Origin of the sequence: Stenotrophomonas lacuserhaii, assembly GCF_014836545.1 — a bacterium.
Classification (GTDB): domain Bacteria; phylum Pseudomonadota; class Gammaproteobacteria; order Xanthomonadales; family Xanthomonadaceae; genus Stenotrophomonas; species Stenotrophomonas lacuserhaii.
Window position 1 is genome coordinate 51393 of record NZ_JACSQS010000019.1, and the last position, 25562, is coordinate 76954.

Consider the following 25562-nt stretch of genomic DNA (forward strand, 5'->3'; position numbering starts at 1 on the left):
CCCGGCTCACAATTTCAGATCGAGAAGCCCATCGCCCAGATCCTCGTCAGACAACGTCTGCTGGATCAATGCGCGGTGTGCCTGCTCGCTCCACAGTTCAAATTTGTCACCCATGCCCAGCAATACCGCCTTTTTTTCGATACCCACCGCGCCGCGGTGGCTGGCGGGGATGCTGATGCGGCCATTGCCGTCCAGCTCCAGATGTGCGGCCGAACCGACCAGTTTCTGCTGCAGCAGGCGTACCACCCGCTGGGTGTTCGGCTTGGCCATGACGTCGTCACGGACGCGCTCCCATTCGGACTCGGCATACAGCCAGAGGCAGCCGGATTCGAACGGGTTGTAGGTCAGGACCAGGCGGTTGCTGCTCACGCGCGCGACGAGGTCGCGATGAACGGTCGGAACCGCCATGCGCCCTTTATCGTCAACTGTGATGGCCGTCTCGCCCTGAAACACGACGCGTGCACCTTTCCTTCAGCGTGATGAAACATTGAACCACGAAAAACCACAAAAGACCCGGTTTTCCCTCTGTTGCCCACCTTATCAGCGGTCAAAGGGTTGTCAACAACTTTTGGACAAGGAAATCACCTGTCCCATCAATAGCTTGCAGCGATCTTTAGAGACTTGTTCAAGGCTTATCCACAAGTGGCTGTTTCGTCTCAAATTTTCAGATTTCGCCGAAGTTCATGGGTGTGCAGAGGGTGTGAAGTCGCGCCCGCGCATTCATTGACCGTGCCGATTCCGTAGCAGGCGACTGCGCAAAACAGCACAATGCGGGGCATGTGCCTGCTTGCCCTGTCCTGGCTGCACCACCCGCGCTGGCGGCTGGTGATGGTCGGCAACCGCGATGAATTCCACGCTCGTCCAACCGCCGCGCTGTCCCGCTGGAGCGACGCGCCGCAGGTGATGGGCGGGCGTGATCTGCGCTCAGGCGGCGGGTGGGCAGGCGTCGGTGCGGGCGCGCGGATGGCGGTGGTCACCAATGTGCGCGATCCGCTGGCGTCACAGACCGGGCCGTCGCGCGGCGCCCTGGTTGCCGATTACCTGCGCGGCAGCGCAGCGGCAGCCGTGCACGCCGACCGGCTGTCGCGCGTTGCCGCAACGTACGCCCCGTTCAACCTGCTGCTGGCAGACGCGCAGGCCGTGCATTTCCTCGGCAACCATCCGCCCGGACAACAGGAGTTGGCACCCGGCATCCACGGCCTGTCCAATGGGGCGCTGGACGCGCCGTGGCCAAAGACGCGACGACTGATGGACGCGCTTGGGGCGTGGACCGATAGCGACACCTCGTCACTGGAGCCCTTGTGGACGGCCTTGGCCGATGAGCACCGCCCTGCCGATGCTGAGCTGCCGGACACCGGGATCGGACTGGAACGGGAACGCTGGCTCAGCCCGGCCTTCATCCGAGGCGACCACTACGGCACCCGCTCCAGCACCCTCATCCTGATCGACCACGATGGGCGGGGTGCCATCCACGAACGACGGTTCGGGCCGCACGGCGTCTTCCTCGGCGGGGGCAGTCTCGCCTTCTCATGGGGCGGTTAGAGCGTCTGCGCCTCATTCCTGCCGCGTCTGGCTCTATGAATGTCCCGACGGTCACCCCACGCTGAATCGGCGCGCCCCCGCGCGCGTTCGATCCCCCCGGAGTCATCAATGCGCCGCATCCTCGTTCTTATCGCTACCCACATGCTCACCCTCGGCCTCGGCTTCGGTCTGGGTGTGTATTTCCTGCCCATCCTGATCGCCCCGGACGATCCGCCGGTCGAGGAAATACAGGCCGCGATGGCCGACGCCACTTACCGCACCACCTTCCATCGCGACCTCAAAGGCAGTGACGCGGTGCATTGGGCCGAAGGCAAGGTCAGCGTCAGCGCGCGCCAGGTCGCCTTCAGCGGCAAGATGGGCCCGGGCCCTGACTACAAGGTCTACCTGGTCCACGAATTCGTCGACAACAAGGCCGACTTCCTGAAGATCAAAGCCAACGCGCAGCGCATCGGCGAGGTCAAGACCTTCAACCGCTTCCTGGTGGATGTGCCGGCCAACGTGGACGTGAATGAGTTCACCACCGTGGTGGTGTGGTGCGAGCGCTTCTCGAAGTTCATTTCCGCCGGACAGTACCGCACGCCGGGCTGAGCCCGGCCATCGTCCGGGTAGTGCCGGCCAGCGGCCGGTACTACCCGCTGAAGAGAGTGGCGGAGCCGGCCGATAAGCCGGGTTCTGTCGTGGACAGTCATTCCTCTAGGCGTTACGTCACCGCAACGCTCAAGCAACCTACCCGGACCCGACGCGGGCCGCGCCATGAGGTCCCTATTTGGTCTTGCTCCAGGTGGGGTTTGCCGTACCGGTCTGTTGCCAGACTCGCGGTGCGCTCTTACCGCACCATTTCACCCTTGCCACGCGCCCGAAGGCCGTTCGGCGGTATCTTTCTGTTGCACTTTCCGTCGACTTGCGCCGCCCAGGCGTTACCTGGCACCTTGCCCTATGGAGCCCGGACTTTCCTCGGCATCCCGAAGGATGACGCGACTGTCTGGCCGACTCCGCCGCGTGCATTCTCCCATATCCGCCCGTTTCCGGGGGCGCGATGATCAGCTGCCGTACAGCGCCTTGCGCGGGGCGCCGGTCAGTTCGGCGGCCAGCTTGGCCGCGGTGGACGGCGGCAGGTGCTCGCTGAGGGTGGCGTACACGCGACGGCCTTGGGCCAGCTGTGCCTGCTCGTCATCGGCGGCGCCCTGCACCATCACCACGAACTCGCCCTTGCGCTGGTTCTCGTCGGCACCCACCTGCTGCTGCAGGCTGTGCAGGTCACCGTCGAGCACGGTTTCAAACAGCTTGGTCAACTCACGCGCCAGCACCGCCGGCCGCTCGCCGCCGAATACGGCAGCCATGTCGGCGAGCGACTCGGTGATGCGGTGCGAGGACTCGTAGAACACCATCGTGCGCAGTTCCCCGGCCAGGCCCTGCAGCCGATCACGACGTCCGCTGGCCTTGGCCGGCAGGAAGCCTTCGAAGGTGAAGCGATCACTGGGCAGGCCGGCCACGCTGAGTGCGGCAATGGCCGCGCACGCACCGGGAACCGGGCTCACCCGGATCCCGGCCTGGCGCGCCGCGCGCACCAGCCGGAAGCCCGGATCGCTGACCAGCGGGGTCCCGGCATCGCTGACCAGCGCCAGTGACTCGCCGGCCTGCAGGCGGGCCACGATGCGCTGCGCCAGCACCTCTTCGTTGTGGTCATGCAGGGCCACCAGCGGTTGGGAGATGCCGAAATGGGACAGCAGCTGGCCGGTGCGCCGGGTGTCTTCGGCACAGATTGCCGCCACCGTGCGCAGCACCTCCTGCCCGCGTGGGCTCAGGTCGGCGAGATTGCCGATCGGGGTGGCAACGACATACAGCGTGGCAACGGTCATTTCAGCGGCACTCCAAGGTCAAGGGTAGAATCCTAGCGTGTACCCGGCCAACGCCGCTGCCCCTCCTGCATGGACCCGATCATGAACAAGCCTGTCGTCCGGATCTCCGCCCTGTCGTTGTCGCTGCTGTTGCTGGCCGGCTGCGCCACCACCAGCCTGACCAGTGCACCGGAGTCACCGGCCCAGAGCCAGGCCCTGCTGCTGATTGAACAAGGCCGTCCGCGCGATGCCGCCATGCAGCTGGAAAGCCTGGCTGGCACCCTGCGTGGCGCCGCACGCAGCAACGCGCTGGCCGACGCGGCCTTTGCCTGGCACGAAGCCGGCGATGCGACGCGCGCGCGCAGCCTGCTGTCCCAGCTGCAGCCGCGGCAGCTGTCCGCCGCCAGCCGCCAGCGCTACCTGCTGACCACCGCCGAACTGGCACTGGCCGACAAGCAACCCGCGCAGGCGCTGGCCGCACTGTCCGAACCGGCCACCGAGCTGCTGCCGGCGCTGGCATCGCGCTGGCAGCTGGCCCGCGCCGCTGCGCTGCAGGCCACCGGCGACAACTTCGGCGCCGCCCAGGAGCGTGCCCGTGCGCATGTCGGGTTGGCAGGCAAACCCCGCACGGACAACCAGGCGGCCATCGTCGGCCTGCTCGGTACGCTGGACGATGCCACGCTGCAGTCGCGCGCGGCGGCTCTGGCGGCCAATGATCCGCTGTACAACTTCGCCGGCCGCGCCTTGATCGCGCGCGGCATGCCGCTGCCGCGTCCGTTCGACCGCGACGCGGCCAGCACCCAGTTCGACACCAGCAAGCGTCCGCCGGCGATGAGCGACGGCTACCGGCCGCCGGTGAAACTGGCCGTACTGCTGCCATTGAGCGGCCGCCTCGCCACGGCAGCACAGCCGGTGCGCGATGGCCTGCTGACCGGTTACTACGGTGAAACCCGGCGCAAGCCGGAGATTGATTTCATCGACACCGCCGGGACCCCGGCCGGCGCCCTGTCGGCTTACGACCGGGCCGTGGCCAGCGGCGTGGATTTCATCGTCGGCCCCTTGGGCCGCGACGAAGTGGATGCCGTCTACGGCCGCGCCCAGCTGCCCGTACCGGTGCTGGCGCTGAACCGCGGCAAGGATGCGCCGCCGGCTGGCAGCGCGGGCTTCTCGCTGGCGCCGGAAGACGATGGGGTGATGGCCGCCGAATACCTGCGTGGCCGCGAACGCGCCAAGGTGATCGTGCTGCACAGCAGTGATGACACCGGCCGCCGCACTGCGGCCGCGTTCGCCGAACGCATCACCCAGCGCGGTGGCCAGGTGCTGGCCACGGTGGCGGTGGCCGACCCCGTGGGCGACATCAGCGCGCGCCTGCGCGCTGCCGGCCAGGCCGATGGCGTGCTGCTGGCGGTGCGTGCCCCGCAGGCCCGCCAGCTGGCACCGCAGCTTGCCCTCGCCGGCGTCGGCGGCGGCACCCGCGTGGGTACCTCGCAGCTGACCGTGGGCAGCGGCAAGCCGGAAGAAGACGTGGCGCTGGACGGCATCATCTATCCGAACGAAGCCTGGAACGTGCGCGGCGTGGCCGGCCTGCCCAGCGCCGGCACCGCCGGCCAGATGCTGCCGAGCGCACGCGGTGCGGCCGGCCGGCTGTTCGCCTTCGGTTTCGATGCGTGGAAGATCAGCGCGTACATGGAATCGCTGGCCGCCCAGGGCGGGCTGTCCGGCGCCACCGGCACCTTGTACCTGGACGGCGGTGGCAACATCCTGCGCGTGCCGGCGTGGTCGACCTTCAGTGGCGGACGGCCGATGCCGATCGCCAATGCCAACTGACAGGGCCAGGCGTGGCGTGGCGGTCGAAGCGGCCGCCGAGCGCCTGCTGTGCGCGGCTGGGCTGCAGGTGCTGGACCGCAACGTCAACTTCCGCGGCGGCGAGCTGGACCGCGTAATGAACGATGACGGCACGGTGGTGTTCGTCGAAGTGCGCTATCGCGCACGCACGGACTTCGGCGGTGCCGCCGCATCGGTGGACAGCCGCAAGCAGCAGCGGCTGGTGCTGGCCGCGCAGCTGTACCTGCAGGCGCATCCGGAACTGTGCGAACGGCCGTGCCGCTTCGACGTAGTGCAGGCCAGCGGCGACCCGCCGCGCCTGCAGTGGCTGCGCGATGCGTTCCGACTGGACAGCTGAGCGCCCCCTCCTTTGGTTTCCGCTGGAATCACCATGTACACCGAACTGCCCGCCACGCTGGTTGCCGAACTGTCACTGCTGCTCGGCACCGACGGTTGGCGCACCGATTCCACCGCGCTGGACGCCAATGCGCAGGACAACTCCTGGCGCCGTCAAGTGCCGCTGGCGGTCGCCCTGCCCTGCAACCGCGAGCAGGTGCAGGCGATCGTGCAGGCCTGCCGCGCACATCGCGTGGCGTTGGTCGCGCGCGGCGCCGGCACCGGCACCACCGGTGCCGCAGTCCCCCTGCAGGGCAGCATCGTGCTGTCCCTGGCGCGCATGAACCAGATCCTCTCCATTCGTCCGGGCGATCGCTGCGCCGTGGTGGAACCGGGTTTACTCAACGGCGATCTGCAGCAGGCACTGGCCCCACATGGCCTGTTCTGGCCGCCGGACCCGTCCAGTGCGGACATCTGCAGCATCGGCGGCAACCTGGCCTGCAACGCAGGTGGACCGCGCGCGGTGAAGTACGGCACCAGCCGCGACAACGTGCTCGGGTTGGTGGCGGTGACCGGCACTGGCGATCTGATCCGCTGCGGTGGCGCCTATACCAAGGATGCCACCGGTTACGACCTGACCCACCTGCTGGTGGGCAGTGAAGGCACGCTGGCGATCATCGTGGAAGCCACCCTGAAACTGACCCCGGTGGCGGTGGCCCAAGCCGGACTGCGCGTGCTGTACCGCGATGCCGACGCTGCCGCGCAGGCGGTGTCGCGCGTGATGGGGCAGCCCGTGGTGCCGACGCGGCTGGAGTTCATGGATGCCCGCAGCCTGCAGTTGCTACGGCTCAACGGCGCCGACGTGCCGGACGCCGGCGCGATGCTGCTGATCGAAGCCGATGGCGACCATGACACCCTGCCCTACCTGCTGCAGGGATTGGCCAACGCAGCCGAAGGCGAAGGCATGCTGGCCTTGGACGTGGCGATGGAAGGCGCCGCGCGGGAAAAGCTGTGGGCGGCGCGCAAGGCACTTTCACCTGCGTTGCGCAGTATCGCGCCGGGCAAGATAAACGAAGACGTGGTGGTGCCGGTGTCGCGCATTCCGGCGCTGGTGAGCGGGGTGCAGGCACTGGCGGCCGAATTCGATCTGACCATCGTGACCTTCGGGCATGCCGGCAACGGCAACCTGCACGTCAACATTCTGTATCACCCGGACGATGCGGATGAGAATGCGCGCGCACAGGCCGCCCTGCCGCGGATTTTCGCGCTGACGCTGGCACTTGAAGGTACGTTGTCAGGCGAGCACGGCATCGGCCTGGCCAAGCGTGATTTCATGGCGCAGGCCTTCACCCCGGAAACGTTGATGGCCATGCGCGCGATCAAGTCTGCGCTGGATCCGGATGGCATCCTGAATCCCGGCAAGGTGCTGCCGCCTCGGTGACACGCGCCACGCCAACGCACTTCACGCGAGGTTGGACTAGTTGTAATCCGCGCTGACGGTGATCGATGCAGCCACGGCACCCGATGTAAAGGCTTGACCCTCAGCGTGGTAGTAGCCTGCCTTGAACGGGTAGCTGCCGGCATCGGCGACGGGAGCGAACGAACGCGCATCTCCACTTTTCAGAATGTTCTCGAATTTTTCTCCATCTTTCAGCACGATCGACATCCCCTCGGCTGCCTCGCCAGCAGGGGCCGTGTTCTTCCAATGATCCTTGTCTCCTTCCGCCGTTGCACCGGTGAATTTGAGATTGACCTGTTTCACCGCGATGCAGCTCTTGACCTTTATGGTTCCAAGCTGCATTCCAAGGTCACCGGTGGCCACGTCAGCGGCACGGAGGTCTGCCAGCGGCACTTCGGGGATGTCCAGCACGCAGGTGCCCACGAGCACTCTTCCCTTGATGGTGAGCTGCGCCTCGTCGGCAAGCACGGGACCGTTACCGGCCGCGAGACAGACCAAGGCGACAGTGCGAAGGCGGGGAAGGGGGGACAGGTTCATCAGGTTTCCTTTGGGACGAAGTGACGCCATGCACTGGCGTCGAGGGGGGCTGGGCAAGCGCTGCCTGGAGTGGTTGCCCCCATCACGGCAAGTCCGCCGACTGGATAGGCGCAGGTATGCAGGTGCTTCGGCTCCAGAACAGCCCATACGGATCCGGGGTGCTCGGGCGTTGGTAATCGATGCGGCAAGACGCAGCGTTCGGCAACCGCACGAAGACAGCGCCGACGTCATGAGGCGCGTCCAGGCGAATCACGCCCCCTTGAGCAACGCTTCCCCGCATTCGCCCCGTCTCGTCGTACACCTGCGCTGCAAACGCGAGCCTGTTTCCTGAGACATCGATCGCGTCGATATAGAGTGGGCGCTCGCGCACGGCATCGAAGTGAACCCGCGAGATGCTGCCACTGCGGGGCGCGACACGCTGCGAGCTCTGCTGCAGGTCCACATCGGCTGCGGCTCCGGAAGGCTCCAGATCGATCCTGTTCCATCGATACGGCGTGGCGTGCGATACAAGCGCATATCCGCCGCGCCCCACCCGCAGCCCCTGTACATTGCGCACTCTGGCGCCCTCCGCGCCTGGCGCCTCTATCAGCACCGCCGCCTCGCCCATGCTACGGCCGAGCGTCAGCCCGTTGCGATGTAGTACCGCGCTGCCCTCCAATGCCAGATCAAATGACCGGCCCGCTGGCGAACGCTGGGCGCTGGCAGAAAGGCCCGCGTGGCTGCCCTGGTAAGTGAGGTTCGCTTGGTACCGGGCAGCCGCACGATCAGGATTCACTGAAGCGTTGTAGCTCACCAGGCCGTCGCCGCGCAGCACGCCAGATACGCCCAGACGCAGTGGGTCGGTTTTGCCCGGCGTGACCTGAACCGACGCCCGCGCGTTGGGCAACGTTCTACCCAAAGGCACTACGAACTGAAGCGAATAGTCGATGCCTGCGCGCGCCGATGCATCGTGGCGACGCAGCGCGGTAACCAGCCAGGTGGCCGCGCCCAGCGTCCCCTGAAGCCCCAACTGGAGGTCGGTGCGGCGTGGCACTCCCTTCCAGAAAGACTCCCGCCCGAAGCCGAGATGGACTCCGATGGATTCACCCAGGGCGTGCGAGATATTCCATTGCATCCGCTGGCGGGTACGCCCTGCAACCGCATCATCCTGCTGGCTGCATGGCCCTGGCGATGCATCGCAGTGCGGCCAATGTAGTTGTCCAGCGCGCCCGAAGCGTTGTGCCGAGAAGCCAAGACTGCTGCCCGTGGAGGGAAGCTGATACCCATAGGTCAACCGCAGACGCTGCCCCGCAAGCGATTCGCCAGATCGTTGGGCACGCTGGGAGACGATGTCCCACCCGACCGCACCGACAGGGGTACTGAGTGCGGCTCCCAGCAGGACGGACTGGTAGTTTTTCCTTGAATGCCCTCCCCCAAGCAGCGTCAGGTGATTGGAAAGTCCACGCGCGTAGGCTCCTTCGATGAAGTCCTGTGGCGCATCGGTCGCCCACCGGGGCTGGACGAGGCGCCCGGCCGTGAAACCAAGTTGATGGGCACCTGGCCGCAATGCCAGCGGTGAAGCGGTTGCTGTCACCCGATAACGGGTCTCGCTACCGTCATCACCCGTCACGGTTACATCAAGATCTCCGGAAAAGCTGCCGCCCGACAGGTCATCGATGTTGAAAGGCCCGGGAGGGACTGACAGCTCGCGAATGATCCGCGCTCCCTGCCGGATAGTCACTGTAGAGGCCACATGCGCGATGCCACGCACCGTGGGCGCATAGCCACGCTCCGACCGGGGCAACATGCGATCGTCGCTGTATATCCGCACGCCGGTAAAAGGAAGGCTGTCGAAAAGCGCTCCGCTGGTCGAGCCCTGGCCCATGAACAGATGCAGGCTCGACCATGGCAGTTCGCGCTCGATTGCCGTGCTCGAGGATTCCGCGTGCGTACGGGCGTTCTGGTGAGTAAGCCATGTCTGGCTGCGCAGATGCCAGCCCCCCAGATTGAACCCGCTGCGCAGGGCAAGCGAGGAAGCCTGAAGACCTTGCGCGCTCCGGTGCCGCACTTTGTAATCGACGAACGCCGCAGTGATTCCGGTGTCGCGCTGTGCGGGCAGCACATCGTCCCCCCTGGAGCGAGGTTGGGCTGCCTGCGGAACAGTGATCAGCAACTGCAGTTCGCTGTCGACATAATGGACGGTGGAGCCGGGGACCAACGCATCCAGATCAACGCAGTCCGGACCGATCGGGATCCGCTCCAGCCGTGCTGCGTCCAGCGGCAGATCGCGGATCAGTGACCCATCGATGCACGGTTCTATCGATGTTGCTGGCGAACGCGCTGAGAACAAGACGGATCTCTGTTTCAGCAGGCGTCCGTTGACCAGCACGTCCACCATCCAATTACCCGGCCGGGGTGGGGCTTCCGTCAGGTACGGGCTCGGTTCCGCGCTGCCACGTGAAAGAAAACTTCCGCTGAAGCGAAGCCCGTCGTAGCTGTGTGCGGTCAAGCACGTGCCGAGGAGCGAGAACATGACCGTGACACCTGAAAGACGGCACGCGGGAAAGTACTTCGCTCGACGGGTTGGTGTTGGCGGTCTGATCATGAGAGCTCGTACTGGCAGGTCCGCTCGACGGCAGGGATTACGTGCCGGTGCGTTTCGATGGCTCATGATCGTTTCGTCCTGCCCGTCAAGACATAAGGCTTGTTGCAGCTGGGCATGAAAGCTTTCTATCGAGGCGTCGCGATATTCCCGCTTTCTGCGTCGGCGACGCGTGGAGCCTCCACGGCTCAGTTACGACTAGATACGCGTAGCCTTTTGCGCTCAACAATCGAGCCCCAAAGATCAATGACTTATTGCAGCTAGCCTGATTCATGGACGCAACTGGATTCGCCAATATTTTCCAACCGCGACCCGACCCTATTCCGTGCAACGTCCGCATGCCGCCGAGCAGATCATGACGTACTCAATCCATGCCACCCTCGCCGCCCTGGCTACTGCGGCTTCCCCCTCGGCCGTGGGTGCAACCCTGCTTGAAGTGCGAGGTGAACTGATAGCAGGCACCTGCGTGGTCCAGCAGGGCGGCTCGACTGCCTTCACGATGACGGCGGTTCCGCCCACGGCGCTGCATCAAACCGGTCCAGGGCCACGCAGCACTTTCACCATCACCATCCGGTGTCCGGGCGCGCCGAACCTGCAACAGCTGGGCATAGGTTTTGACGGGCCGCGCGCAGCCGATAGGAGAAGTCTCGCGTTGACTGCCGCATCCACTGCCAAAGGCCTGGGCGTAGCACTCTTCGATGAAGGCGGCAGGGAAATCGAACTGGGACTCCAGTCGATACGCTTCATGAGCATTGGTTCGCGTGAACAAGGTCTCCTGCACGGCGCCGCGGCCTTCAGAAGGATCGCCGACGGTTCGACCGCAGGAACGGCCAATGCCGAGGGACAACTGACGCTGATCTACCGTTGATTCATTGCAAGCGAACAACGCGGGCGCCGCATCACCCGCTCAACCATGGGAAACGTCATGCAGAAGATGCATCGATACGCTACCGCAGCGCTTCTCGCCGGCGTGCTGAGCACATCGGCCACGGCGGCAGTCACCCTCGAAGGAACCCGCGTAGTCGTCAAGGGAAGCGTGCAACGCAGCGCCAGCATCCGCGCCCACAACGAGGGCGCCACCCCGGCGATGGTTCAGGTCTGGATTGATTCAGGCGATGGCTCCGACGCTTCGGAAGCAGACGATGTCCCTTTCCGGGTGACACCATCAGGCCCCCGCGTGCTACAGGCCGGGGCTGGCCAGACGTTCCGCGTTACGTATGCCCCGAGGCCCTCCGAGGTCCTGCCGACCGACCGCGAATCGGTGCTGTACTTCAACCTGCTCGATATACCTCCCGCCCCCGACAACGTGTCGCAAAGCACGCTGCAGTTCGCTGTCCGCTCCCGGATCAAGCTGTTCTACCGGCCGCCAGGTATTGCCGGCACAGCCTCGGCTGCGGCGGCGGCGCTTGAATGGTCCGTACATCAGGATGTTGACCGACGCTGGCTCCAGATCGTCAATCCCGGGCCGTATCACGTGACGTTGGCAGGCCTCTTCATTCCCGACGAAGCGACGCTGCCGAACAGCATGATCGTCCCCCGCGGGACCCTGCTGGTGCCGATCAACCGCGCCCAACCCGCGCCAGAGGAGGCGAGGTTCCGCTGGATTGATGACCATGGCGCGGCGCGCGAGCACCACTCCAAAATCAAAAGCACACATGTCGCGCAAAAAGAAACCACTCCCTATTGAACGGCAGCTATTGCCGGGGCCCCTCATGACCGTAACTTCACGTCCACGCACCCATCTTCCTGCGCGTGCGCTGCTGGGCGTCTCGCTGGCGGCTGCCTGCTCCCACGTATTCGCCTGCAAGATCAGCGGCCACGATCACTCTTTAACTACCATCGAGATTCGTCAGGAGGCACAGCCCGATGTAATCCTCAGCCCATGGCGGAGCGAGGGATTCGGTGGAAGCGTCGAGGAATGTCAAGCCAGTCAGTTGCTCAGGGTGGAGTTTTCGCCTCAGATCTCGGGCTTGGAACACGTCCGCGACGTAGACGTCGATGGTAAAAGTTATGCGGCCTATGGCTGGAGCCCCACTTCGCCGCTGGTGATTTTCCGGCTTGAAGGGTCTACCTTCAAAGGCCGCACGCGCCTTCCTTTACGTAGCGATCAGCCAACGCGGGGCTACTTCCAAGCCGGCGGACCTTCCCAGCCCGATCAGGGCAAGGCCACCGTCGCACTGCAGTACGCCTTGCTTTCACGAGGAGGCACCGCGATGAGCGCCGGTGCGCCGCCGCGAATTGTCGGTTCGACGCGAATGATTGAGCCAGCCTCCCGGGGTACCGTCAACCACGAGCATTCTTTCAATGTCACCGTCGCCTCGCCTGCCTGCACGCTGACTTCGCGTATAACGGAATTGGCCGGTGTGATGGCGGCGCACCTGGCCCATGAGGGCGACACAGCGCTGGAGCAGGCCATCGACGTGCACATGGAGTGCCCTTTCGACGGTATCGGCGTTGTGCTGTCGCTCGGTGACGCCGGTAGTGCCAGCAACCAGGGCAGCGAACTGACGCCGGCAAGCGGCAGCACAGCAGGAGGCGTCAGGCTGCAGGTACTACGCAATGGAGCGCCGGTGAAGTTCCATCAGACATGGGTACATGGCAACAGCACGAAGGGCGGGCAGGTGATTCCACTCAGCGTACGCTACAGGCGTACCAAGGAACCCTTGTCAGCCGGGTTGATCGTAGGGGAAGCAGTTCTCAAGGCGGACTATCGATGATCAGAACAACGGGCCTCGCCGGGCCTCAAGTGAAATGCTGGTAACCACCTTGCAGGTCCTTGCCGCCACAGTGCACTCCTTCGCCTTTCCTGATGTAGCCAATTCGACTCAACCGGAGACCGGTCCGGTTGGAAAGCGACTGGATGTGCGCCCGCATACTGGGATTCGACGTGAAACACAGCTCGTAATCGTCTCCTCCCTCCACTGCATGGAGCAGGGCGTCCGCTGATCCTCGTACGCTGCGCAGTTCGCGTGAAACCGGAACATTTTCTTCGGCGAGCATGGCCGATACTCCGCTGCGTCGGGCGATATGACCCAGGTCGGCCAGCAACCCATCGGACACATCCACCGCGGCCGTGGCCACACCGCGCAATGCCATGCCCAGGTCGACCCGCGGTGTGGGCCGCAGCAGGCGCTGACGCAGGTACTCACGATCGGCATCACCCGCGCCGCAGGTGACGTCCATCTCGCCGCGCTGCCACAACTGCAGCGCACCGGCCGCATCACCCAGCGTGCCGCTGACCCAGATGTCATCGCCGACCTGCGCACCATCGCGGCGCAGCGCCTGCCCATGCGGGACCTGCCCGAAGGCGGTGACCGACAGTGAAAGCGGGCCACGCGTGGTGTCGCCGCCGATCAGCCGCCAGTCATGCGCATCGGCCAGTGCGAAGAAGCCGTCGGCGAACGCATCGATCCATGCCGCACTGGCTTCCGGCAGGGACAATGCCAGCGTGCCCCATGACGGGGTGGCGCCCATCGCCGCCAGATCGGAAAGATTCACTGCAAGGGTCTTCCAGCCGATGTCGGCGGGGAGCGTTTCGGGCGGAAAATGCACGCCGCTGTTGAGTGTGTCGGCGGTCACCGCCAGCCAGTGTCCGGCCAGCGGCTGCAGCAGCGCCGCGTCGTCGCCGATGCCCAGCACGACGTCATCGCGCCCCTTGCTGCGGGCGCGGATACGGTCAATCAGTGCGAATTCGGCGAGGGACATACAAGGTGTCCGTGGCGCCGGACGTCGTCCGCCGCCATCACGGGTCAGTGGCCGCTTTCGGTCTTGCGCCATTCCACGGCGGCACGATCCAGCACGCCGTTGACATAGGTGTGGCCATGTTCGGAGCCGAAGCGCTTGGCCGATTCGATGGCCTCGTTGATCACCACGCGATACGGAATGTCGGCACGGAAGCGCAGTTCGTAGGCCGACAGTCGCAGCACCGCCCGTTCGATCGCATCGACCTCTTCGATGGTGCGGTCCAGGTACGGCGCAAGCGCCTGGTCGATATCGCGACGGTTGTCGAGCACGCCGTGCACCAGCGCCTCGAAGTAGGCCAGGTCGGCGACTTCGCGTGCCTGCTCGTGGGCGAACTGGGCGACCAGTGACTGACCATTTCCGCCGGAGATCTGCCAGGCATAGATGGCCTGCACGGCACGGCGACGTGCGCGCGAACGCAGCACGGGATCGACGCCGTCACGGCGTACGGGTCTGCCGGACGGCCTGCCCTGGGAATGGTTGTTCATGGCAGCTGCTCCAGAAGATTGATCATTTCCAAGGCCGCCAAGGCGGCCTCTTCACCCTTGTTGCCATGGCTGCCGCCCGCACGTGCTTCGGCATCCTCGGCACGTTCCACCGCCAGTACGCCATTCAGCACCGGCACGCCGAAGTCCAGCTGCACGCGCATCAGGCCCTCGGCGCAGCGGTCGGCCACGTGTTCGTAATGACGGGTGTCGCCGCGGATCACGCAGCCCAGGGTGATGATGGCAGCATGCTGATGGGCAGCGGCCAGGCGCGCGGCGACCAGCGGGATTTCCCAGGCGCCGGGCACCCGGATGACATCCACGGCCTCTTCGCTGATGCCATTGCTGGCCAGGCTCTGCCGCGCGCCGGTGACCAGCGCGTCGGTGATGCGGGCGTTCCAGCGGCTGGCCACGATGGCCAGGCGCGCCGATCCGGGAGAGCGAAGATCGCCTTCGAAATGGCTCATGTGCGGGTATGGGGTACGTAAGAGAGGGCAAGTTTACCGCGCGCGGGCTGTGGGCGGGTCCTCCGTGAGCCCGCCCGCGCCATGCCGGGCTCAGCAGCCCAGCGTTTCAACCACTTCCAGGCCATAGCCGGCCAGTCCGACCTGGCGGCGCGGCGTGCCCAGCACGCGCAGTTTGCCCAGCCCGAGGTCGGACAGGATCTGCGCACCGGCGCCATTGCGGCGCCACTGGCTTACATCCTTGTCCTTGCCGGGGGCGATCGGCTGCGGCTGCTGGCGCAGGCGTGCCAGCAGGGCCTCGCCATCGCGCGGTGCCGACAGCACCACCATCACGCCGCTGTCTGCCGCGGCGATAGCGCGCAGCGCATCGGTGGCGGCCACGCCGAAATCATCACGGCGCCAGTGCAGCAGGTCGGCCAGCGGGTTTTCCACCTGTACCCGCACCAGGGTGGGGGTATCGGCATCCGGGGTGCCGCGGACCAGCGCAAAATGCAGGTCATGCGCGATGCGGTCGCGGTAGGTGATCAGGGTGAAGGCACCGAACTCGGTGTCGATTTCCCGCTCATCCACCCGCTCGACGGTCTTTTCGGTGGCCAGCCGGTAGGCGATCAGGTCGGCGATGGAGCCCATCTTAAGGCCATGTTCGCGGGCGAACACTTCCAGTTCCGGCCGCCGCGCCATGCTGCCATCGGGGTTCAGGATTTCCACCAGCACGCCGGCCGGTTCCAGCCCGGCCAGCATCGCCAGGTCCACGCCGGCTTCGGTGTGGCCGGCGCGGGTCAGCACCCCGCCCGGCTGGGCGATCAGCGGGAAGATGTGGCCGGGCTGGTGCAGGTCGCTGGCCTTGGCGGTGGGCTTGACCGCAGTGCGGATGGTGTGGGCACGGTCGTACGCGGAAATACCGGTGGTCACGCCCTCGGCGGCCTCGATGCTGACCGTGAAGTTGGTCTGGAACTGCGCCGTATTGGCCTGCACCATCGGCGCCAGGCCGAGGTCGGCTGCCCGTTCGCGGGTCAATGGCAGGCACACCAGTCCGCGACCGTGGGTCACCATGAAGTTGATGTCGCTGGGCTTGACCAGCTCGGCGGCCATGATCAGGTCGCCTTCGTTCTCGCGGTCTTCGTCGTCGACGATGACCACCATGCGGCCCTGGCGGATGTCTTCCAGGATCTCGGGGATCGGGGCGAAATTCATGCGCGTGCTCCCTCGCCCAGCAGGCGTTCCACGTAGCGGGCGACCAGGTCGATTTCCAGGTTCACCGCACTGCCGACCGCCGTGTTGGAGAACGCCGTGTGCGAGACGGTATGCGGGATCAGGGCGACGTCGAACCCCTCCTCGTCCACTTCATTGACGGTCAGGCTGACACCGTCAACGCAGATCGAGCCCTTCTTTGCGATGTAGCGGCGCAGTGCGGCCGGGGCGGCGAAGCGCCAGCGCTGCGCGCGTGCGTCGTCATGGATGGACAGGACCTGCCCCAGGCCATCGACATGGCCGCTGACCAGATGTCCGCCTAGCCGGTCGGTAGGGCGCATGGCGCGCTCCAGGTTGATCACCGCGCCTTCGGCGAGCTTGCCCAAGGTGGTCAGCCCCAGCGTTTCGGTCGATGCATCGGCCTGGAAGGTCTGCGCGTCGAAGGCGATCACGGTCAGGCACACGCCGTTGATGGCGATGCTTTCGCCCAGCTGGACGTTGTCGAACGGCAGGCTGCCGACGTGGAAGGTGAAGCGGACATCGCCGCCGAGGGTTTCGCGGGCGGCCAGGTGGCCGAGGCCTTCAATGATTCCAGTAAACAAGTAACGTTCTCCGCAGGAGTGAGCGAAAAACGCCGCAAGGCAAACAGGCACGCACGGCACCGCAAGGTTCCGTGGCACCGTCTTCTTTCATCCGGACTATGACCGTCGGCTCCGGCATCCGACCGGATCTGCTGACCTCCTGCCGGGATGACCCTGCCGGAGCGCTCGCGGGCTCGTGCCGTGTCGGGCACCTACCGCCGGTGGGGAATCGCACCCCGCCCTGAAGACGTTTGTATACCGGCGAACCGGCGCGGCTAGTGTAACAAATGAGGCTGAAGGCTCGCTTTTTGTGAAAGTTTCGTTAGAATCCGCGCCGAGTGCGACAACGACGTCGCCCCGGGCGGTCGGACCGGCTGCCTGCAATGGAACGCAACCTCAAGGAATTCACGCATGCGCAAGATGCTGCTGGCCGCCTCCCTGCTCGCCCTGTCGCCGCTGTCGGCCCTCGCCGCCGACGATCTGAGCTATACCTATGTCGAGGCAGGCTGGACCCAGTTCCAGGTCAACGATGACTTCCTGGACGACCCCAAGGTCGACGGCGGCTATATCCGTGGCTCGTTCGCGATCGCACCGCAGGTCTACCTGTTCGGCGCCTGGTCGCAGGTGTCCAAGTCCTACGGCTTCGATGGCGGCAGCCTGAAGCTGGAACTGGACCAGCCCGAGTTCGGTATCGGTTACCACATGGGCATGAGCGACCGCGTGGACTTCACCGCCGACATCGCCTGGACCCGCCAGAACGCCGAACTGACCCTGAAGGAAACCGGCTTCGCCACCGTACGCCAGAAGGACCACTTCAACGCCGCCCGCGGCACGTTCGGCGTGCGCGGCAAGCCGTCGGCGCGCACCGAAGCGTGGCTGAAAGCCGGCTACATGGATGGCAGTGACATGGACGGCACTTGGGTCGGCAACGTCGGCGGCCAGATCAACATCACCCCGATGTGGGGCGTGGTGGGCGAAGTGCAGGTCATCGAAGACGTGACCCAGTACTCGGCCGGCGTCCGCGCCAGCTTCTGATCCATCGGAATCTGCGCTGGACAGGACGGACTCCGTACGGGGTCCGTTTTTGTTTGTTGCCGGCGTGCCCCGGGCAATTGCTCAGGGACGCAGCAGCAGCCGCAGATCGTCGCCAACCTGGCGCTTATCGATGATGCCCAGCCGTCGTTGCTGATCCATCGCCTCGATACCCAAGCCGGAGAACAACGGCAGGCCCTGCTCGCCGAGCAGGATCGGCGCCTGGTAAAGCAGGAGCTCGTCGATCCAGCCGCCGGACATCAGGGCACCCGCAAGCGTCGCACCGGCTTCGGTATGCACTTCGTTGACGCCCTGCGCTGCGAGCAGGGCAAGCACCGCGCCCAGGTCCAGCCGCCCCCCCACGCTGGGCACGCTGGCGAACTGCGCATCGGCTGCGTCAGGGGCCGTGATGGCCGGGTCGTGCAGGTACAACGTCGGCGCTCCGCCTTGCCGCACCCGCGCACATTCCAGCGAGCGCAGCCGTGCATCGAGCACCACGCGCAACGGCGGCAGCACGTCGACTCCGGGGAGGCGCACGGTCAGCATCGGGTCGTCGGCCAGCACGGTGTCGGCACCGGTCAGGATCGCACCGGCCCTCGCCCGCCAATGCTGGACGTCCTCGCGCGCGGCGGGCCCGGTGATCCATTTCGAACTGCCATCTGCCATCGCCGTGCGGCCGTCCAGGCTGGCGGCCAGCTTGACCCGCAACCACGGTCGACCCCGTTCCACGCGCGACAGGAAGCCGCGGTTGAGCTCCCGTGCCTGCATGGCCATCAGCCCCTCATGGACCTCGATCCCCGCTGCGCGCAGCAGATCGAAACCGCCACCGTCGACCTGCGGGAATGGATCGCGCAGGGCGGCCACGACGCGGCTGACGCCGGCTTCGATCAGTGCCAATGCACAGGGCGGCGTGCGGCCGAAATGCGCACACGGTTCAAGGGTGACGTAGGCGGTGGCGCCACGCGCCTGCTCGCCCGCTTCGCGCAGTGCGAACACTTCGGCATGCGGACCGCCGGCGCGTTGATGCCAGCCCTGTCCGACCACCTGCTCGCCGTGGGCGATCACGCAACCGACCATCGGGTTGGGGCGGGTGGTGTAGGCACCACGTTCGGCCAGGCGCAGGGCACTGGCCATGTGCAGGTGGTCCAGCGCGGAGAAAGCGCTCATCGGTGCTCCTTGGGCGCAGGCGCGCAGCGGTGCGCGTCAGCCTTTCTTTTTCTTGGTCAAGGCGATCACATCCCCCAGCAGTTGCAGCTGCTCGGTGCTGGCCGGCAGATCCCGCTCCAGCTTCTCGATTTCTTCGCGGAAGTCCGCGACATCCTCGAAGCTGCGGTAGACCGAAGCGAAGCGTACATAGCCGACATGGTCTAGCTTGCGCAGTTCGTTCATCACGAACTCGCCGACGCGGATGGAGGGCACTTCGCGCTCGCCGCAGATGCGCAGCTGGTGGATCACCGAGCGCACCGCCGCTTCGATCTTGTCTTCCGGCACCGGACGCTTCTGCAGCGCGCGGTCGAAGCCGGCACGCACTTTTCGCGCTTCGAACGCTTCGCGGCTGCCATCGCCCTTGACGATGGTCGGCAGCTTCAGCTCGATGGTTTCCAGCGTACTGAAGCGCTCGCTGCAGGCCTCGCACTCACGCCGGCGACGAATCGTCGCGCCGTCTTCAGAGACGCGCGAATCGATTACACGGGTATCGGCATGTTGGCAGAACGGACAATGCATGGGGCGCCTTGAGTCTCGGAAACGTCATGCGATGGACATGGCGGCGTCGCAACGGTACCTGAGAAGGCCATGAGCAGCAAACAAGAGCTGCTCGTGGCGGGAGGCAGGCGCGCGGTCAGGCGTCGCCGCCCGACCGCGCAAGCCCCGATCGCTCAGCCGTACACCGGATACTTGCGGCACTGCGCGCTGACCGCATCGCGCACGCGTGCGATTACCGCCTCGTCCGCCGGTGCGTCCAGCACATCGGCGATCCAGTTGGCCAGGTCGATGCAGTCCTGTTCGCCATAGCCACGGGTGGTCACCGCCGGGGTCCCCAGGCGCAGGCCGGAGGTCACGAACGGCGAACGCGGGTCGTTGGGGACCGAGTTCTTGTTGACCGTGATGTGGGCCTTGCCGAGGGCCGCTTCGGCGTCCTTGCCCGACACGTCCTTGCCGATCATGTCGACCAGCATCAGGTGGTTTTCGGTGCCGCCGGAAACGATCTTGTAGCCACGTGCGATCAGGGTCTTCGCCATCGCCTGGGCATTCTTCACCACCTGCTGCTGATAGGCCGCAAATGAAGGCTCCAGCGCTTCCTTGAACGCCACGGCCTTGGCCGCGATGACGTGCATCAGCGGGCCGCCCTGGATACCCGGGAAGACGATCGACTGCAGCTTCTTGACCAGTTCTTCGCTGGCGCCCTTGGCGATGATGATGCCGCCACGCGGACCGCGCAGGGTCTTGTGGGTGGTGGAGGTCACCACATGGGCATGCTCCAGCGGGCTCGGGTAGACGCCGGCGGCGACCAGACCCGCCACGTGCGCCATGTCGACGAACAGATACGCACCGACCTTGTCGGCAATGGCACGGAAACGCGCCCAATCAACCACCTGCGAATAGGCCGAGAACCCGGCAACGACCATCTTCGGCTTGTGCTCGACGGCCAGGCGCTCGACTTCATCGTAATCAATCAGGCCCTGGTCGTTCACACCGTACTGCACCGCATTGAACAGCTTGCCCGAAGCGTTCACCTTGGCGCCGTGGGTCAGGTGGCCGCCATGGGCCAGGCTCATGCCCAGGATGGTGTCACCGGCCTGCAGCAGGGCGAAATAAACCGCCTGGTTGGCCTGCGATCCGCTGTGCGGCTGCACGTTGGCGTAGTCGGCGCCATACAGCTGCTTGAGGCGGTCGATGGCCAGCTGTTCGGCGATATCGACGTATTCGCAACCACCGTAATAACGCTTGCCCGGATAGCCTTCGGCGTACTTGTTGGTCAGCTGGCTGCCCTGGGCTTCCATCACCATCGGGCTGGCGTAGTTCTCGCTGGCGATCAGCTCGACGTGGTCTTCCTGGCGCTGGGACTCATCGGCGATGGCCTTGGCCAGTTCGGGATCGTAGCTTTCGATTCGGACGTCGCGCGGGAACATCGGTTTCTCCGGGGGCAGGCAGGAAAGGGACAGCAAGGCTGCCAATTGTAGTGCCTGCGCCGGGAGGGGAGCCAATGCCCGCTCCCCCACAAACGACGACGGCGCCACATCGGCGCCGTCGCGTATCAGCTTTCCTGCCCGGGCCTGCGGTATCAGCGCCCGTTGATCACGAAGTCGGCCAGGATCCCCGTGGCGATGGCAACCAGCAACAGGTTGCCGCGGTCGTCCCGCACCCAGTGGTGGCCGCGTGGCGGGCGACGGACGTGATAGCTGTTGTAGTCGTTCACCACGTAGATCGGGCCACGGTAATAATCGCGATAGCGGTGGCCGACTTTCCACCCATAGCCGGGGCCCGGTCCATACGCCGGACGATAGGCGGGACGATAGACCACGCGCGGCGGCGGGGCCGGGCGGTAGTAGCCGGGATGGCGCCGGTCATCGCGCCAATGGTGGCGGTCATGTCGGCGGTCGTCACCCCAGTCGCGCCGTGCTTGGCGACGATCGTTGCGGTGGTCGCGGCGATCATCGCGACGGTCATCGCGCCACTCGCGACGATCATGGCCACGATGCCGGTTGTCATCGGCGAATGCCGGGCTGACCGCCGCAAAGGCCAGCACTGAGGCAACGGCACCGGCCAGGAATCGATTGATGCGCATTGTCTACCTCTGCTGGGTGGGTGGGTGATGTCCATATTGCCCATGGCATCTGAATGTATTCCGGCTGGAAACGCTTACCGATGGGCCGGCCCGCACGCCTGTTCAGATTGCGGCAGGTATTTACTCGCCCTGGCTGGCCGTCCAGCTTCCGAGCAGGTTGACCGGCGCACCGGTTCCTTCAACGGATACCCAGTACACGCCTGCTCCGAGGCGGGGCAACAGGCAACGCCGCCACGCATCTCCTTGATCCTTGCAGACCGCTACCGGGAAGCCGCCTCCCGTCGCCTCTCCTTTCACCTGCAATGTCACCGCGGCACTGCCTCCCCAGGTGCGCAGGTCCACATCGGAGGGCTTGGTCAGCCGCAGCTCCAGGGTCTCGGCGAAGGCATCCGCTGCCAGTCGACGGGCAAATACCGGGACGACCTGGCCGGACTTGAGCTGGGGACGCAGCGGGGTCAGCGAGAGGTCCGCACGCATGTCCTTCGCGCCGCCGCGCAGGCTGATCCGCAGGCGGCGCGTTGAGGCACTGGAGGGTAGCGTCACCAGGCCGCCGACGATGCGCGTGCCATCCAGCATGACCTCCCGCAGCGGCTGCCCATCAGCGTGAGAGATCAGCAGGGTGCCTGACAGACCGGCGCTGCCCGCTGCGGCGACCAGTTCATAGGGCAACCACTTTTCTGTCCGTGCCACCTCGATATCGAATTCACGAAGGCTTCCGGAGGTGAGCTCCAGATCCTTCAGCTTCAGGCTCGATGGCAGCAGCGGTGGGGCCACCTGGGCGGCAGCCGACAGCGGCAGCAGGGCGGTGATCAACAAGGTGCGGATAAGGTTCATGCGCGATCTCCATGGGTCGGAGCCATCAGCCTGATCGGTGCTCCGGTCGGCCACAGTCGGGATAGCGGCCTTCAAGTGCGGTCCTTGCGGCCCCTGTCCGGTCGGTGCTCGCCCATGGCTGAATCCGCCGCCGCCTGCCATGGCAGTGAAGGGGGGGATCGGCGATAATAGTGGGTCAAATATTCCGTTTTCCGCCGGCCAGGGCTCTCGGCCCGGTGGATCGACCCTCTGGGAGACTGCATGTCCTCGCAATACATCTACACCATGAACCGCGTGTCCAAGGTGGTTCCGCCCAAGCGGCAGATCATCAAGGACATCTCGCTGTCGTTCTTCCCGGGCGCTAAGATCGGCCTGCTGGGCCTGAACGGTTCGGGCAAATCCACCGTGCTGAAGATCATGGCCGGCGTGGACAACGATTTCGAGGGTGAGGCCCGCCCGCAGGCCGGCATCAAGGTCGGTTACCTGGCGCAGGAACCGGAGCTGGACCCGACCAAGACCGTGCGTGAATCGGTCGAGGAAGGCGTCGGCGAGGTGCTGCAGGCACAGGCCGCGCTGGACGCGGTGTACCTGGCCTATGCCGAGGAAGGCGCCGACTTCGACAAGCTGGCCAAGGAACAGGAGCGCCTGGAGGCGATCCTCGCCGCCGGCGATGCGCACACCCTGGAAAACCAGCTGGACGTGGCCGCCGATGCGCTGCGCCTGCCGCCGTGGGAAGCGATCGTCGGCACCCTGTCTGGTGGTGAGAAGCGCCGCGTGGCACTGTGCCGCCTGCTGCTGCAGAAGCCGGACATGCTGCTGCTCGATGAGCCGACCAACCATCTCGATGCCGAATCGGTGGAATGGCTGGAGCAGTTCCTGGCGCGCTATACCGGCACCGTCGTGGCGGTCACCCATGATCGCTACTTCCTGGACAACGCCGCCGAGTGGATCCTGGAACTGGACCGCGGTCGCGGCATTCCGTGGAAGGGCAACTACACCGACTGGCTGACCCAGAAGGACGAGCGCCTGAAGCAGGAAGACAACCAGGAGAAATCGCGCCAGAAGGCCATCCAGAAGGAACTGGAATGGTCGCGCCAGAATGCCAAGGGCGGCCGCACCAAGGGCAAGGCCCGCCTGGCCCGCCTGGAAGAACTGCAGTCGGTCGACTACCAGAAGCGCAACGAGACCAATGAAATCTTCATCCCGCCGGGCGAGCGCCTCGGCAACGCGGTGATGGAGTTCAAGAACGTCTCGAAGAAATTCGGCGATCGCCTGCTGTTCGACAACCTGAACTTCCTGGTGCCGGGCGGCGCCATCGTCGGCATCATCGGCCCCAACGGCGCCGGCAAGTCGACCCTGTTCAAGATGATCACCGGCCAGGAAAAACCGGATACCGGCGAGATCGTGGTCGGCCCGACCGTCAAGCTGTCCTACGTGGACCAGAGCCGCGACGCGCTGGAGGGCAACCACAACGTCTTCCAGGAAATCGCCGGCGGGCTGGACATCCTCAACATCAACGGCGTGGAGATCCAGTCGCGCGCCTACATCGGCCGCTTCAACTTCAAGGGCCAGGACCAGCAGAAGCTGGTCGGTTCGCTGTCCGGTGGTGAGCGTGGCCGCCTGCACATGGCCAAGACCCTGCTGCAGGGTGGCAACGTGCTGCTGCTCGATGAACCGTCCAACGATCTGGACATTGAAACCCTGCGTGCGCTGGAAGACGCGCTGCTGGAGTTCCCCGGCAACACCTTCGTCATTTCGCATGATCGCTGGTTCCTGGATCGCATCGCCACGCACATCCTGGCCTTCGAAGGCGATTCGCACGTGGAGTTCTTCCAGGGCAACTACCGCGAGTATGAAGAAGACAAGCGCCGCCGCATGGGCGACGACGCCGCGCCCAAGCGCCTGCGCTTCAAGGCGCTGAAGTAAGGCAACAGGAAAGGCCGCGCTCGCGCGGCCTTTCTCCTTCTGTAGGTCGCCAGCTCGCTGGCGACGCTCCCGGCGAGACTTCCATGGCCCTCCTCGAACGCCTGTTCCAGCTGCAGCAGCACGGCACCACCGTGCGCACCGAGCTGCTGGCCGGCCTGACCACATTCCTGACGATGTCCTACATCGTCTTCGTCAATCCAGACATCCTGTCCACCACCGGCATGGATGCTGGCGCGGTATTCGTGGCCACCTGCCTGGCCGCCGCACTGGGCTCGCTGGTGATGGCCTTCGCCGCCAACTTCCCGGTGGGCATGGCACCGGGCATGGGCTTGAATGCGTTCTTCGCCTTCACCGTGGTGGGTGCGGCGGGCCTGCCGTGGCAGCAGGCGCTGGCGGCGGTGTTCATTTCCGGGCTGGTGTTCCTGGTGCTGTCGCTGACCGGCGTGCGCGCCTGGCTGGTGGCGGGCATACCGGCATCGCTGCGTTCAGCGATCGTGGCCGGCATCGGTCTGTTCCTGGCCATCATCGCCCTGCAGAAATCCGGGGTGATCGTCGGCAACGAGGACACGCTGGTGGCGCTGGGCGCCCTCAACACCGCCCCGCCGCTGCTGGCCCTTGCCGGCTTCCTGCTGATCGCCGTGCTGGAGGCACGCCGCGTGCGTGGCGCCATCCTGATCGGCATCCTGGCAGTCACCGGCGCCGGCTGGCTGCTCGGCAGCGTGCAGTACCAGGGGCTGGTTTCGTTGCCGCCCAGCCTGGCCCCGACCTTCCTGCAGCTGGACCTGTCCGGCCTGCTGCACCACGACGGCGGCGCGCCGCTGGCGGTGCTGCTGCAGGTGGTGCTGGTGTTCGTGCTGGTGGAAGTTTTCGATGCCACCGGCACGCTGTACGGCGTGGTCGGCCGGGCCGGCCTGCTGAAACTGCCCGGCGCGCAGAAGCGCTTCGGCCGGGCGCTGCTGGCCGACAGCACCGCCATCGTCGCCGGTTCGCTGCTGGGCACCAGCAGCACCACCGCCTTCGCAGAGAGCGCGTCCGGCGTGCAGGTAGGTGGGCGTACCGGACTGACCGCGCTGGTGGTCGCCGCGCTGTTCCTGGCTGCCCTGCTGTTCTCGCCGTTGGCGGCGATGGTGCCCGGCTATGCCACGTCCCCTGCCCTGTTGTTCGTGGCTGGCCTGATGCTGCGCGAGCTGGTGGAGGTGGACTGGAATGACCTCACCGAATCGGTACCGGCGGCGCTGTGCGCGCTGGCGATGCCGTTCACCTACTCCATTGCCAATGGGCTGGCATTCGGCTTCATTGCCTACGCCGCATTGAAGGCTGGCACCGGGCGCTGGCGCGAGGTGCATCCGGCGGTGTGGCTGGTGGCCGGTCTGTTCGTGCTGCGTTACGCGTTGGAATGACCGCATTGCCGCTGCGCTCGCCGCG

25 protein-coding genes, 1 other RNA gene and 1 riboswitch are annotated in these 25562 nt (G+C 65.6%); of the genes, 11 read left to right on the forward strand and 15 right to left on the reverse strand.

From position 1 onward, the window contains the following. Nucleotides 1-6 precede the first annotated feature (6 nt). Nucleotides 7-453 (reverse strand): division/cell wall cluster transcriptional repressor MraZ, encoded by a 447-nt coding sequence (mraZ, locus tag H9654_RS15340; RefSeq protein ID WP_191771666.1) that lies wholly within the window; start codon nucleotides 451-453, stop codon nucleotides 7-9. Nucleotides 454-777: 324 nt separating this feature from the next. Between mraZ and H9654_RS15345 the strand changes: the two genes are divergently transcribed. Together H9654_RS15345 and H9654_RS15350 are read left to right on the forward strand one after the other, a co-directional pair. Beyond that, the gene (locus H9654_RS15345; RefSeq protein WP_191771668.1) at nucleotides 778-1542 is read left to right on the forward strand and encodes an NRDE family protein; all 765 of its coding nucleotides are present in this window, start codon (nucleotides 778-780) and stop codon (nucleotides 1540-1542) included. A gap of 108 nt (nucleotides 1543-1650) precedes the next feature. Beyond that, the gene (locus H9654_RS15350) at nucleotides 1651-2130 is read left to right on the forward strand and encodes a DM13 domain-containing protein (protein ID WP_191771669.1); all 480 of its coding nucleotides are present in this window, start codon (nucleotides 1651-1653) and stop codon (nucleotides 2128-2130) included. Between the two features lie 57 nt (nucleotides 2131-2187). Here the strand turns inward: H9654_RS15350 and rnpB are convergent. Together rnpB and rsmI are read right to left on the reverse strand one after the other, a co-directional pair. Beyond that, an RNA gene (rnpB, locus tag H9654_RS15355) (RNase P RNA component class A) lies at nucleotides 2188-2536 on the reverse strand. A 46-nt stretch (nucleotides 2537-2582) separates the two neighbouring features. Beyond that, entirely contained in the window at nucleotides 2583-3401 is an 819-nt protein-coding gene (gene rsmI / locus H9654_RS15360) for a 16S rRNA (cytidine(1402)-2'-O)-methyltransferase (protein ID WP_191771670.1), read from the reverse strand. A gap of 81 nt (nucleotides 3402-3482) precedes the next feature. Between rsmI and H9654_RS15365 the strand changes: the two genes are divergently transcribed. From H9654_RS15365 to H9654_RS15375, 3 genes are read left to right on the forward strand one after another with little or no spacing between them, the layout of a single operon-like run. Further along, nucleotides 3483-5207 (forward strand): penicillin-binding protein activator, encoded by a 1725-nt coding sequence (locus tag H9654_RS15365; RefSeq protein ID WP_191771671.1) that lies wholly within the window; start codon nucleotides 3483-3485, stop codon nucleotides 5205-5207. Beyond that, the gene (locus H9654_RS15370; protein WP_191771672.1) at nucleotides 5197-5562 is read left to right on the forward strand and encodes a YraN family protein; all 366 of its coding nucleotides are present in this window, start codon (nucleotides 5197-5199) and stop codon (nucleotides 5560-5562) included. Before H9654_RS15365 ends, H9654_RS15370 begins: the two co-directional genes overlap by 11 nt. Nucleotides 5563-5595: 33 nt before the next feature. Then, nucleotides 5596-6981, forward strand: coding sequence for an FAD-binding oxidoreductase (locus H9654_RS15375; protein ID WP_191771673.1), 1386 nt, complete (start codon nucleotides 5596-5598; stop codon nucleotides 6979-6981). Between the two features lie 36 nt (nucleotides 6982-7017). On the opposite strand, the gene H9654_RS15380 is transcribed toward H9654_RS15375, so the two are convergent. Then, nucleotides 7018-7536, reverse strand: coding sequence for a fimbrial protein (locus tag H9654_RS15380; RefSeq protein ID WP_191771674.1), 519 nt, complete (start codon nucleotides 7534-7536; stop codon nucleotides 7018-7020). Nucleotides 7537-7618: 82 nt separating this feature from the next. Next, complete coding sequence (locus tag H9654_RS15385; RefSeq protein ID WP_191771675.1) at nucleotides 7619-10048, reverse strand: fimbria/pilus outer membrane usher protein; 2430 nt, start codon at nucleotides 10046-10048, stop codon at nucleotides 7619-7621. Nucleotides 10049-10442: 394 nt separating this feature from the next. Here H9654_RS15385 and H9654_RS15390 point away from each other — a divergent pair, with 394 nt between their 5' ends. The 3 genes from H9654_RS15390 to H9654_RS17835 are packed head-to-tail and all read left to right on the forward strand — an operon-like array spanning nucleotide 10443 to nucleotide 12834. Continuing rightward, nucleotides 10443-10985, forward strand: coding sequence for a fimbrial protein (locus H9654_RS15390; protein WP_191771676.1), 543 nt, complete (start codon nucleotides 10443-10445; stop codon nucleotides 10983-10985). Between the two features lie 57 nt (nucleotides 10986-11042). Next, entirely contained in the window at nucleotides 11043-11804 is a 762-nt protein-coding gene (locus tag H9654_RS15395) for a fimbrial biogenesis chaperone (protein ID WP_191771677.1), read from the forward strand. Further along, nucleotides 11773-12834, forward strand: a complete 1062-nt coding sequence (locus tag H9654_RS17835) for a fimbrial protein (RefSeq protein WP_225212103.1) — start codon at nucleotides 11773-11775, stop codon at nucleotides 12832-12834. The genes H9654_RS15395 and H9654_RS17835 overlap by 32 nt, the downstream gene beginning before the upstream one ends. 25 nt (nucleotides 12835-12859) lie before the next feature. Here the strand turns inward: H9654_RS17835 and thiL are convergent, their stop codons facing one another. The 5 genes from thiL to H9654_RS15425 all read right to left on the reverse strand — a co-directional run bounded on the left by thiL (nucleotide 12860) and on the right by H9654_RS15425 (nucleotide 16600). Further along, on the reverse strand, nucleotides 12860-13822 hold the full coding sequence (gene thiL, locus H9654_RS15405) for a thiamine-phosphate kinase (RefSeq protein WP_191771678.1): 963 nt from the start codon (nucleotides 13820-13822) through the stop codon (nucleotides 12860-12862). Between the two features lie 44 nt (nucleotides 13823-13866). Further along, nucleotides 13867-14346: a transcription antitermination factor NusB gene (gene nusB / locus H9654_RS15410; RefSeq protein WP_042613631.1), complete on the reverse strand. Its 480-nt coding sequence runs from the start codon at nucleotides 14344-14346 to the stop codon at nucleotides 13867-13869. Continuing rightward, entirely contained in the window at nucleotides 14343-14810 is a 468-nt protein-coding gene (ribH, locus tag H9654_RS15415; protein ID WP_101100334.1) for a 6,7-dimethyl-8-ribityllumazine synthase, read from the reverse strand. Before ribH ends, nusB begins: the two co-directional genes overlap by 4 nt. Nucleotides 14811-14900: 90 nt before the next feature. Next, nucleotides 14901-16001 (reverse strand): 3,4-dihydroxy-2-butanone-4-phosphate synthase, encoded by a 1101-nt coding sequence (gene ribB, locus H9654_RS15420; protein ID WP_191771679.1) that lies wholly within the window; start codon nucleotides 15999-16001, stop codon nucleotides 14901-14903. Beyond that, a complete protein-coding gene (locus tag H9654_RS15425) occupies nucleotides 15998-16600 on the reverse strand; it encodes a riboflavin synthase (protein ID WP_191771680.1) in 603 nt (200 codons plus the stop codon). The genes ribB and H9654_RS15425 overlap by 4 nt, the downstream gene beginning before the upstream one ends. 75 nt (nucleotides 16601-16675) lie before the next feature. Continuing rightward, a riboswitch (FMN riboswitch) is annotated at nucleotides 16676-16832 on the reverse strand. Between the two features lie 158 nt (nucleotides 16833-16990). Here H9654_RS15425 and H9654_RS15430 point away from each other — a divergent pair. Further along, complete coding sequence (locus H9654_RS15430) at nucleotides 16991-17614, forward strand: hypothetical protein (RefSeq protein ID WP_191771681.1); 624 nt, start codon at nucleotides 16991-16993, stop codon at nucleotides 17612-17614. Nucleotides 17615-17695: 81 nt separating this feature from the next. On the opposite strand, the gene ribD is transcribed toward H9654_RS15430, so the two are convergent. From ribD to H9654_RS15455, 5 genes are all read right to left on the reverse strand, one after another. After that, a complete protein-coding gene (gene ribD, locus H9654_RS15435; protein ID WP_191771682.1) occupies nucleotides 17696-18778 on the reverse strand; it encodes a bifunctional diaminohydroxyphosphoribosylaminopyrimidine deaminase/5-amino-6-(5-phosphoribosylamino)uracil reductase RibD in 1083 nt (360 codons plus the stop codon). A gap of 36 nt (nucleotides 18779-18814) precedes the next feature. Then, entirely contained in the window at nucleotides 18815-19336 is a 522-nt protein-coding gene (nrdR, locus tag H9654_RS15440; RefSeq protein ID WP_042613625.1) for a transcriptional regulator NrdR, read from the reverse strand. 152 nt (nucleotides 19337-19488) lie between these two features. Next, the gene (gene glyA / locus H9654_RS15445; protein WP_191771683.1) at nucleotides 19489-20742 is read right to left on the reverse strand and encodes a serine hydroxymethyltransferase; all 1254 of its coding nucleotides are present in this window, start codon (nucleotides 20740-20742) and stop codon (nucleotides 19489-19491) included. Between the two features lie 152 nt (nucleotides 20743-20894). Then, the gene (locus H9654_RS15450; protein ID WP_191771684.1) at nucleotides 20895-21398 is read right to left on the reverse strand and encodes an RcnB family protein; all 504 of its coding nucleotides are present in this window, start codon (nucleotides 21396-21398) and stop codon (nucleotides 20895-20897) included. A gap of 120 nt (nucleotides 21399-21518) precedes the next feature. Further along, entirely contained in the window at nucleotides 21519-22307 is a 789-nt protein-coding gene (locus H9654_RS15455; RefSeq protein WP_191771685.1) for a hypothetical protein, read from the reverse strand. 165 nt (nucleotides 22308-22472) lie between these two features. Here H9654_RS15455 and ettA point away from each other — a divergent pair, with 165 nt between their 5' ends. Beyond that, nucleotides 22473-24137 carry an energy-dependent translational throttle protein EttA gene (gene ettA, locus H9654_RS15460; protein ID WP_057507783.1) on the forward strand — a complete coding sequence of 555 codons (1665 nt, stop codon included), beginning with the start codon at nucleotides 22473-22475 and terminating at the stop codon, nucleotides 24135-24137. 83 nt (nucleotides 24138-24220) lie between these two features. Further along, nucleotides 24221-25537: an NCS2 family permease gene (locus H9654_RS15465; protein WP_191771686.1), complete on the forward strand. Its 1317-nt coding sequence runs from the start codon at nucleotides 24221-24223 to the stop codon at nucleotides 25535-25537. Nucleotides 25538-25562 lie beyond the last annotated feature (25 nt).

Bases quoted from the DNA above. Each gene is read 5' to 3' on its own strand.
- H9654_RS15345 (WP_191771668.1), top strand. From the start codon at position 778: ATGTGCCTGCTTGCCCTGTCCTGGCTGCACCACCCGCGCTGGCGGCTG.
- H9654_RS15350 (WP_191771669.1), top strand. From the start codon at position 1,651: ATGCGCCGCATCCTCGTTCTTATCGCTACCCACATGCTCACCCTCGGC.
- rsmI (WP_191771670.1), bottom strand. From the start codon at position 3,401: ATGACCGTTGCCACGCTGTATGTCGTTGCCACCCCGATCGGCAATCTC.
- H9654_RS15365 (WP_191771671.1), top strand. From the start codon at position 3,483: ATGAACAAGCCTGTCGTCCGGATCTCCGCCCTGTCGTTGTCGCTGCTG.
- H9654_RS15370 (WP_191771672.1), top strand. From the start codon at position 5,197: ATGCCAACTGACAGGGCCAGGCGTGGCGTGGCGGTCGAAGCGGCCGCC.
- H9654_RS15375 (WP_191771673.1), top strand. From the start codon at position 5,596: ATGTACACCGAACTGCCCGCCACGCTGGTTGCCGAACTGTCACTGCTG.
- H9654_RS15380 (WP_191771674.1), bottom strand. From the start codon at position 7,536: ATGAACCTGTCCCCCCTTCCCCGCCTTCGCACTGTCGCCTTGGTCTGT.
- H9654_RS15385 (WP_191771675.1), bottom strand. From the start codon at position 10,048: ATGTTCTCGCTCCTCGGCACGTGCTTGACCGCACACAGCTACGACGGG.
- H9654_RS15395 (WP_191771677.1), top strand. From the start codon at position 11,043: ATGCAGAAGATGCATCGATACGCTACCGCAGCGCTTCTCGCCGGCGTG.
- H9654_RS17835 (WP_225212103.1), top strand. From the start codon at position 11,773: ATGTCGCGCAAAAAGAAACCACTCCCTATTGAACGGCAGCTATTGCCG.
- thiL (WP_191771678.1), bottom strand. From the start codon at position 13,822: ATGTCCCTCGCCGAATTCGCACTGATTGACCGTATCCGCGCCCGCAGC.
- nusB (WP_042613631.1), bottom strand. From the start codon at position 14,346: ATGAACAACCATTCCCAGGGCAGGCCGTCCGGCAGACCCGTACGCCGT.
- ribH (WP_101100334.1), bottom strand. From the start codon at position 14,810: ATGAGCCATTTCGAAGGCGATCTTCGCTCTCCCGGATCGGCGCGCCTG.
- ribB (WP_191771679.1), bottom strand. From the start codon at position 16,001: ATGAATTTCGCCCCGATCCCCGAGATCCTGGAAGACATCCGCCAGGGC.
- H9654_RS15430 (WP_191771681.1), top strand. From the start codon at position 16,991: ATGCGCAAGATGCTGCTGGCCGCCTCCCTGCTCGCCCTGTCGCCGCTG.
- ribD (WP_191771682.1), bottom strand. From the start codon at position 18,778: ATGAGCGCTTTCTCCGCGCTGGACCACCTGCACATGGCCAGTGCCCTG.
- nrdR (WP_042613625.1), bottom strand. From the start codon at position 19,336: ATGCATTGTCCGTTCTGCCAACATGCCGATACCCGTGTAATCGATTCG.
- glyA (WP_191771683.1), bottom strand. From the start codon at position 20,742: ATGTTCCCGCGCGACGTCCGAATCGAAAGCTACGATCCCGAACTGGCC.
- H9654_RS15450 (WP_191771684.1), bottom strand. From the start codon at position 21,398: ATGCGCATCAATCGATTCCTGGCCGGTGCCGTTGCCTCAGTGCTGGCC.
- ettA (WP_057507783.1), top strand. From the start codon at position 22,473: ATGTCCTCGCAATACATCTACACCATGAACCGCGTGTCCAAGGTGGTT.
- H9654_RS15465 (WP_191771686.1), top strand. From the start codon at position 24,221: ATGGCCCTCCTCGAACGCCTGTTCCAGCTGCAGCAGCACGGCACCACC.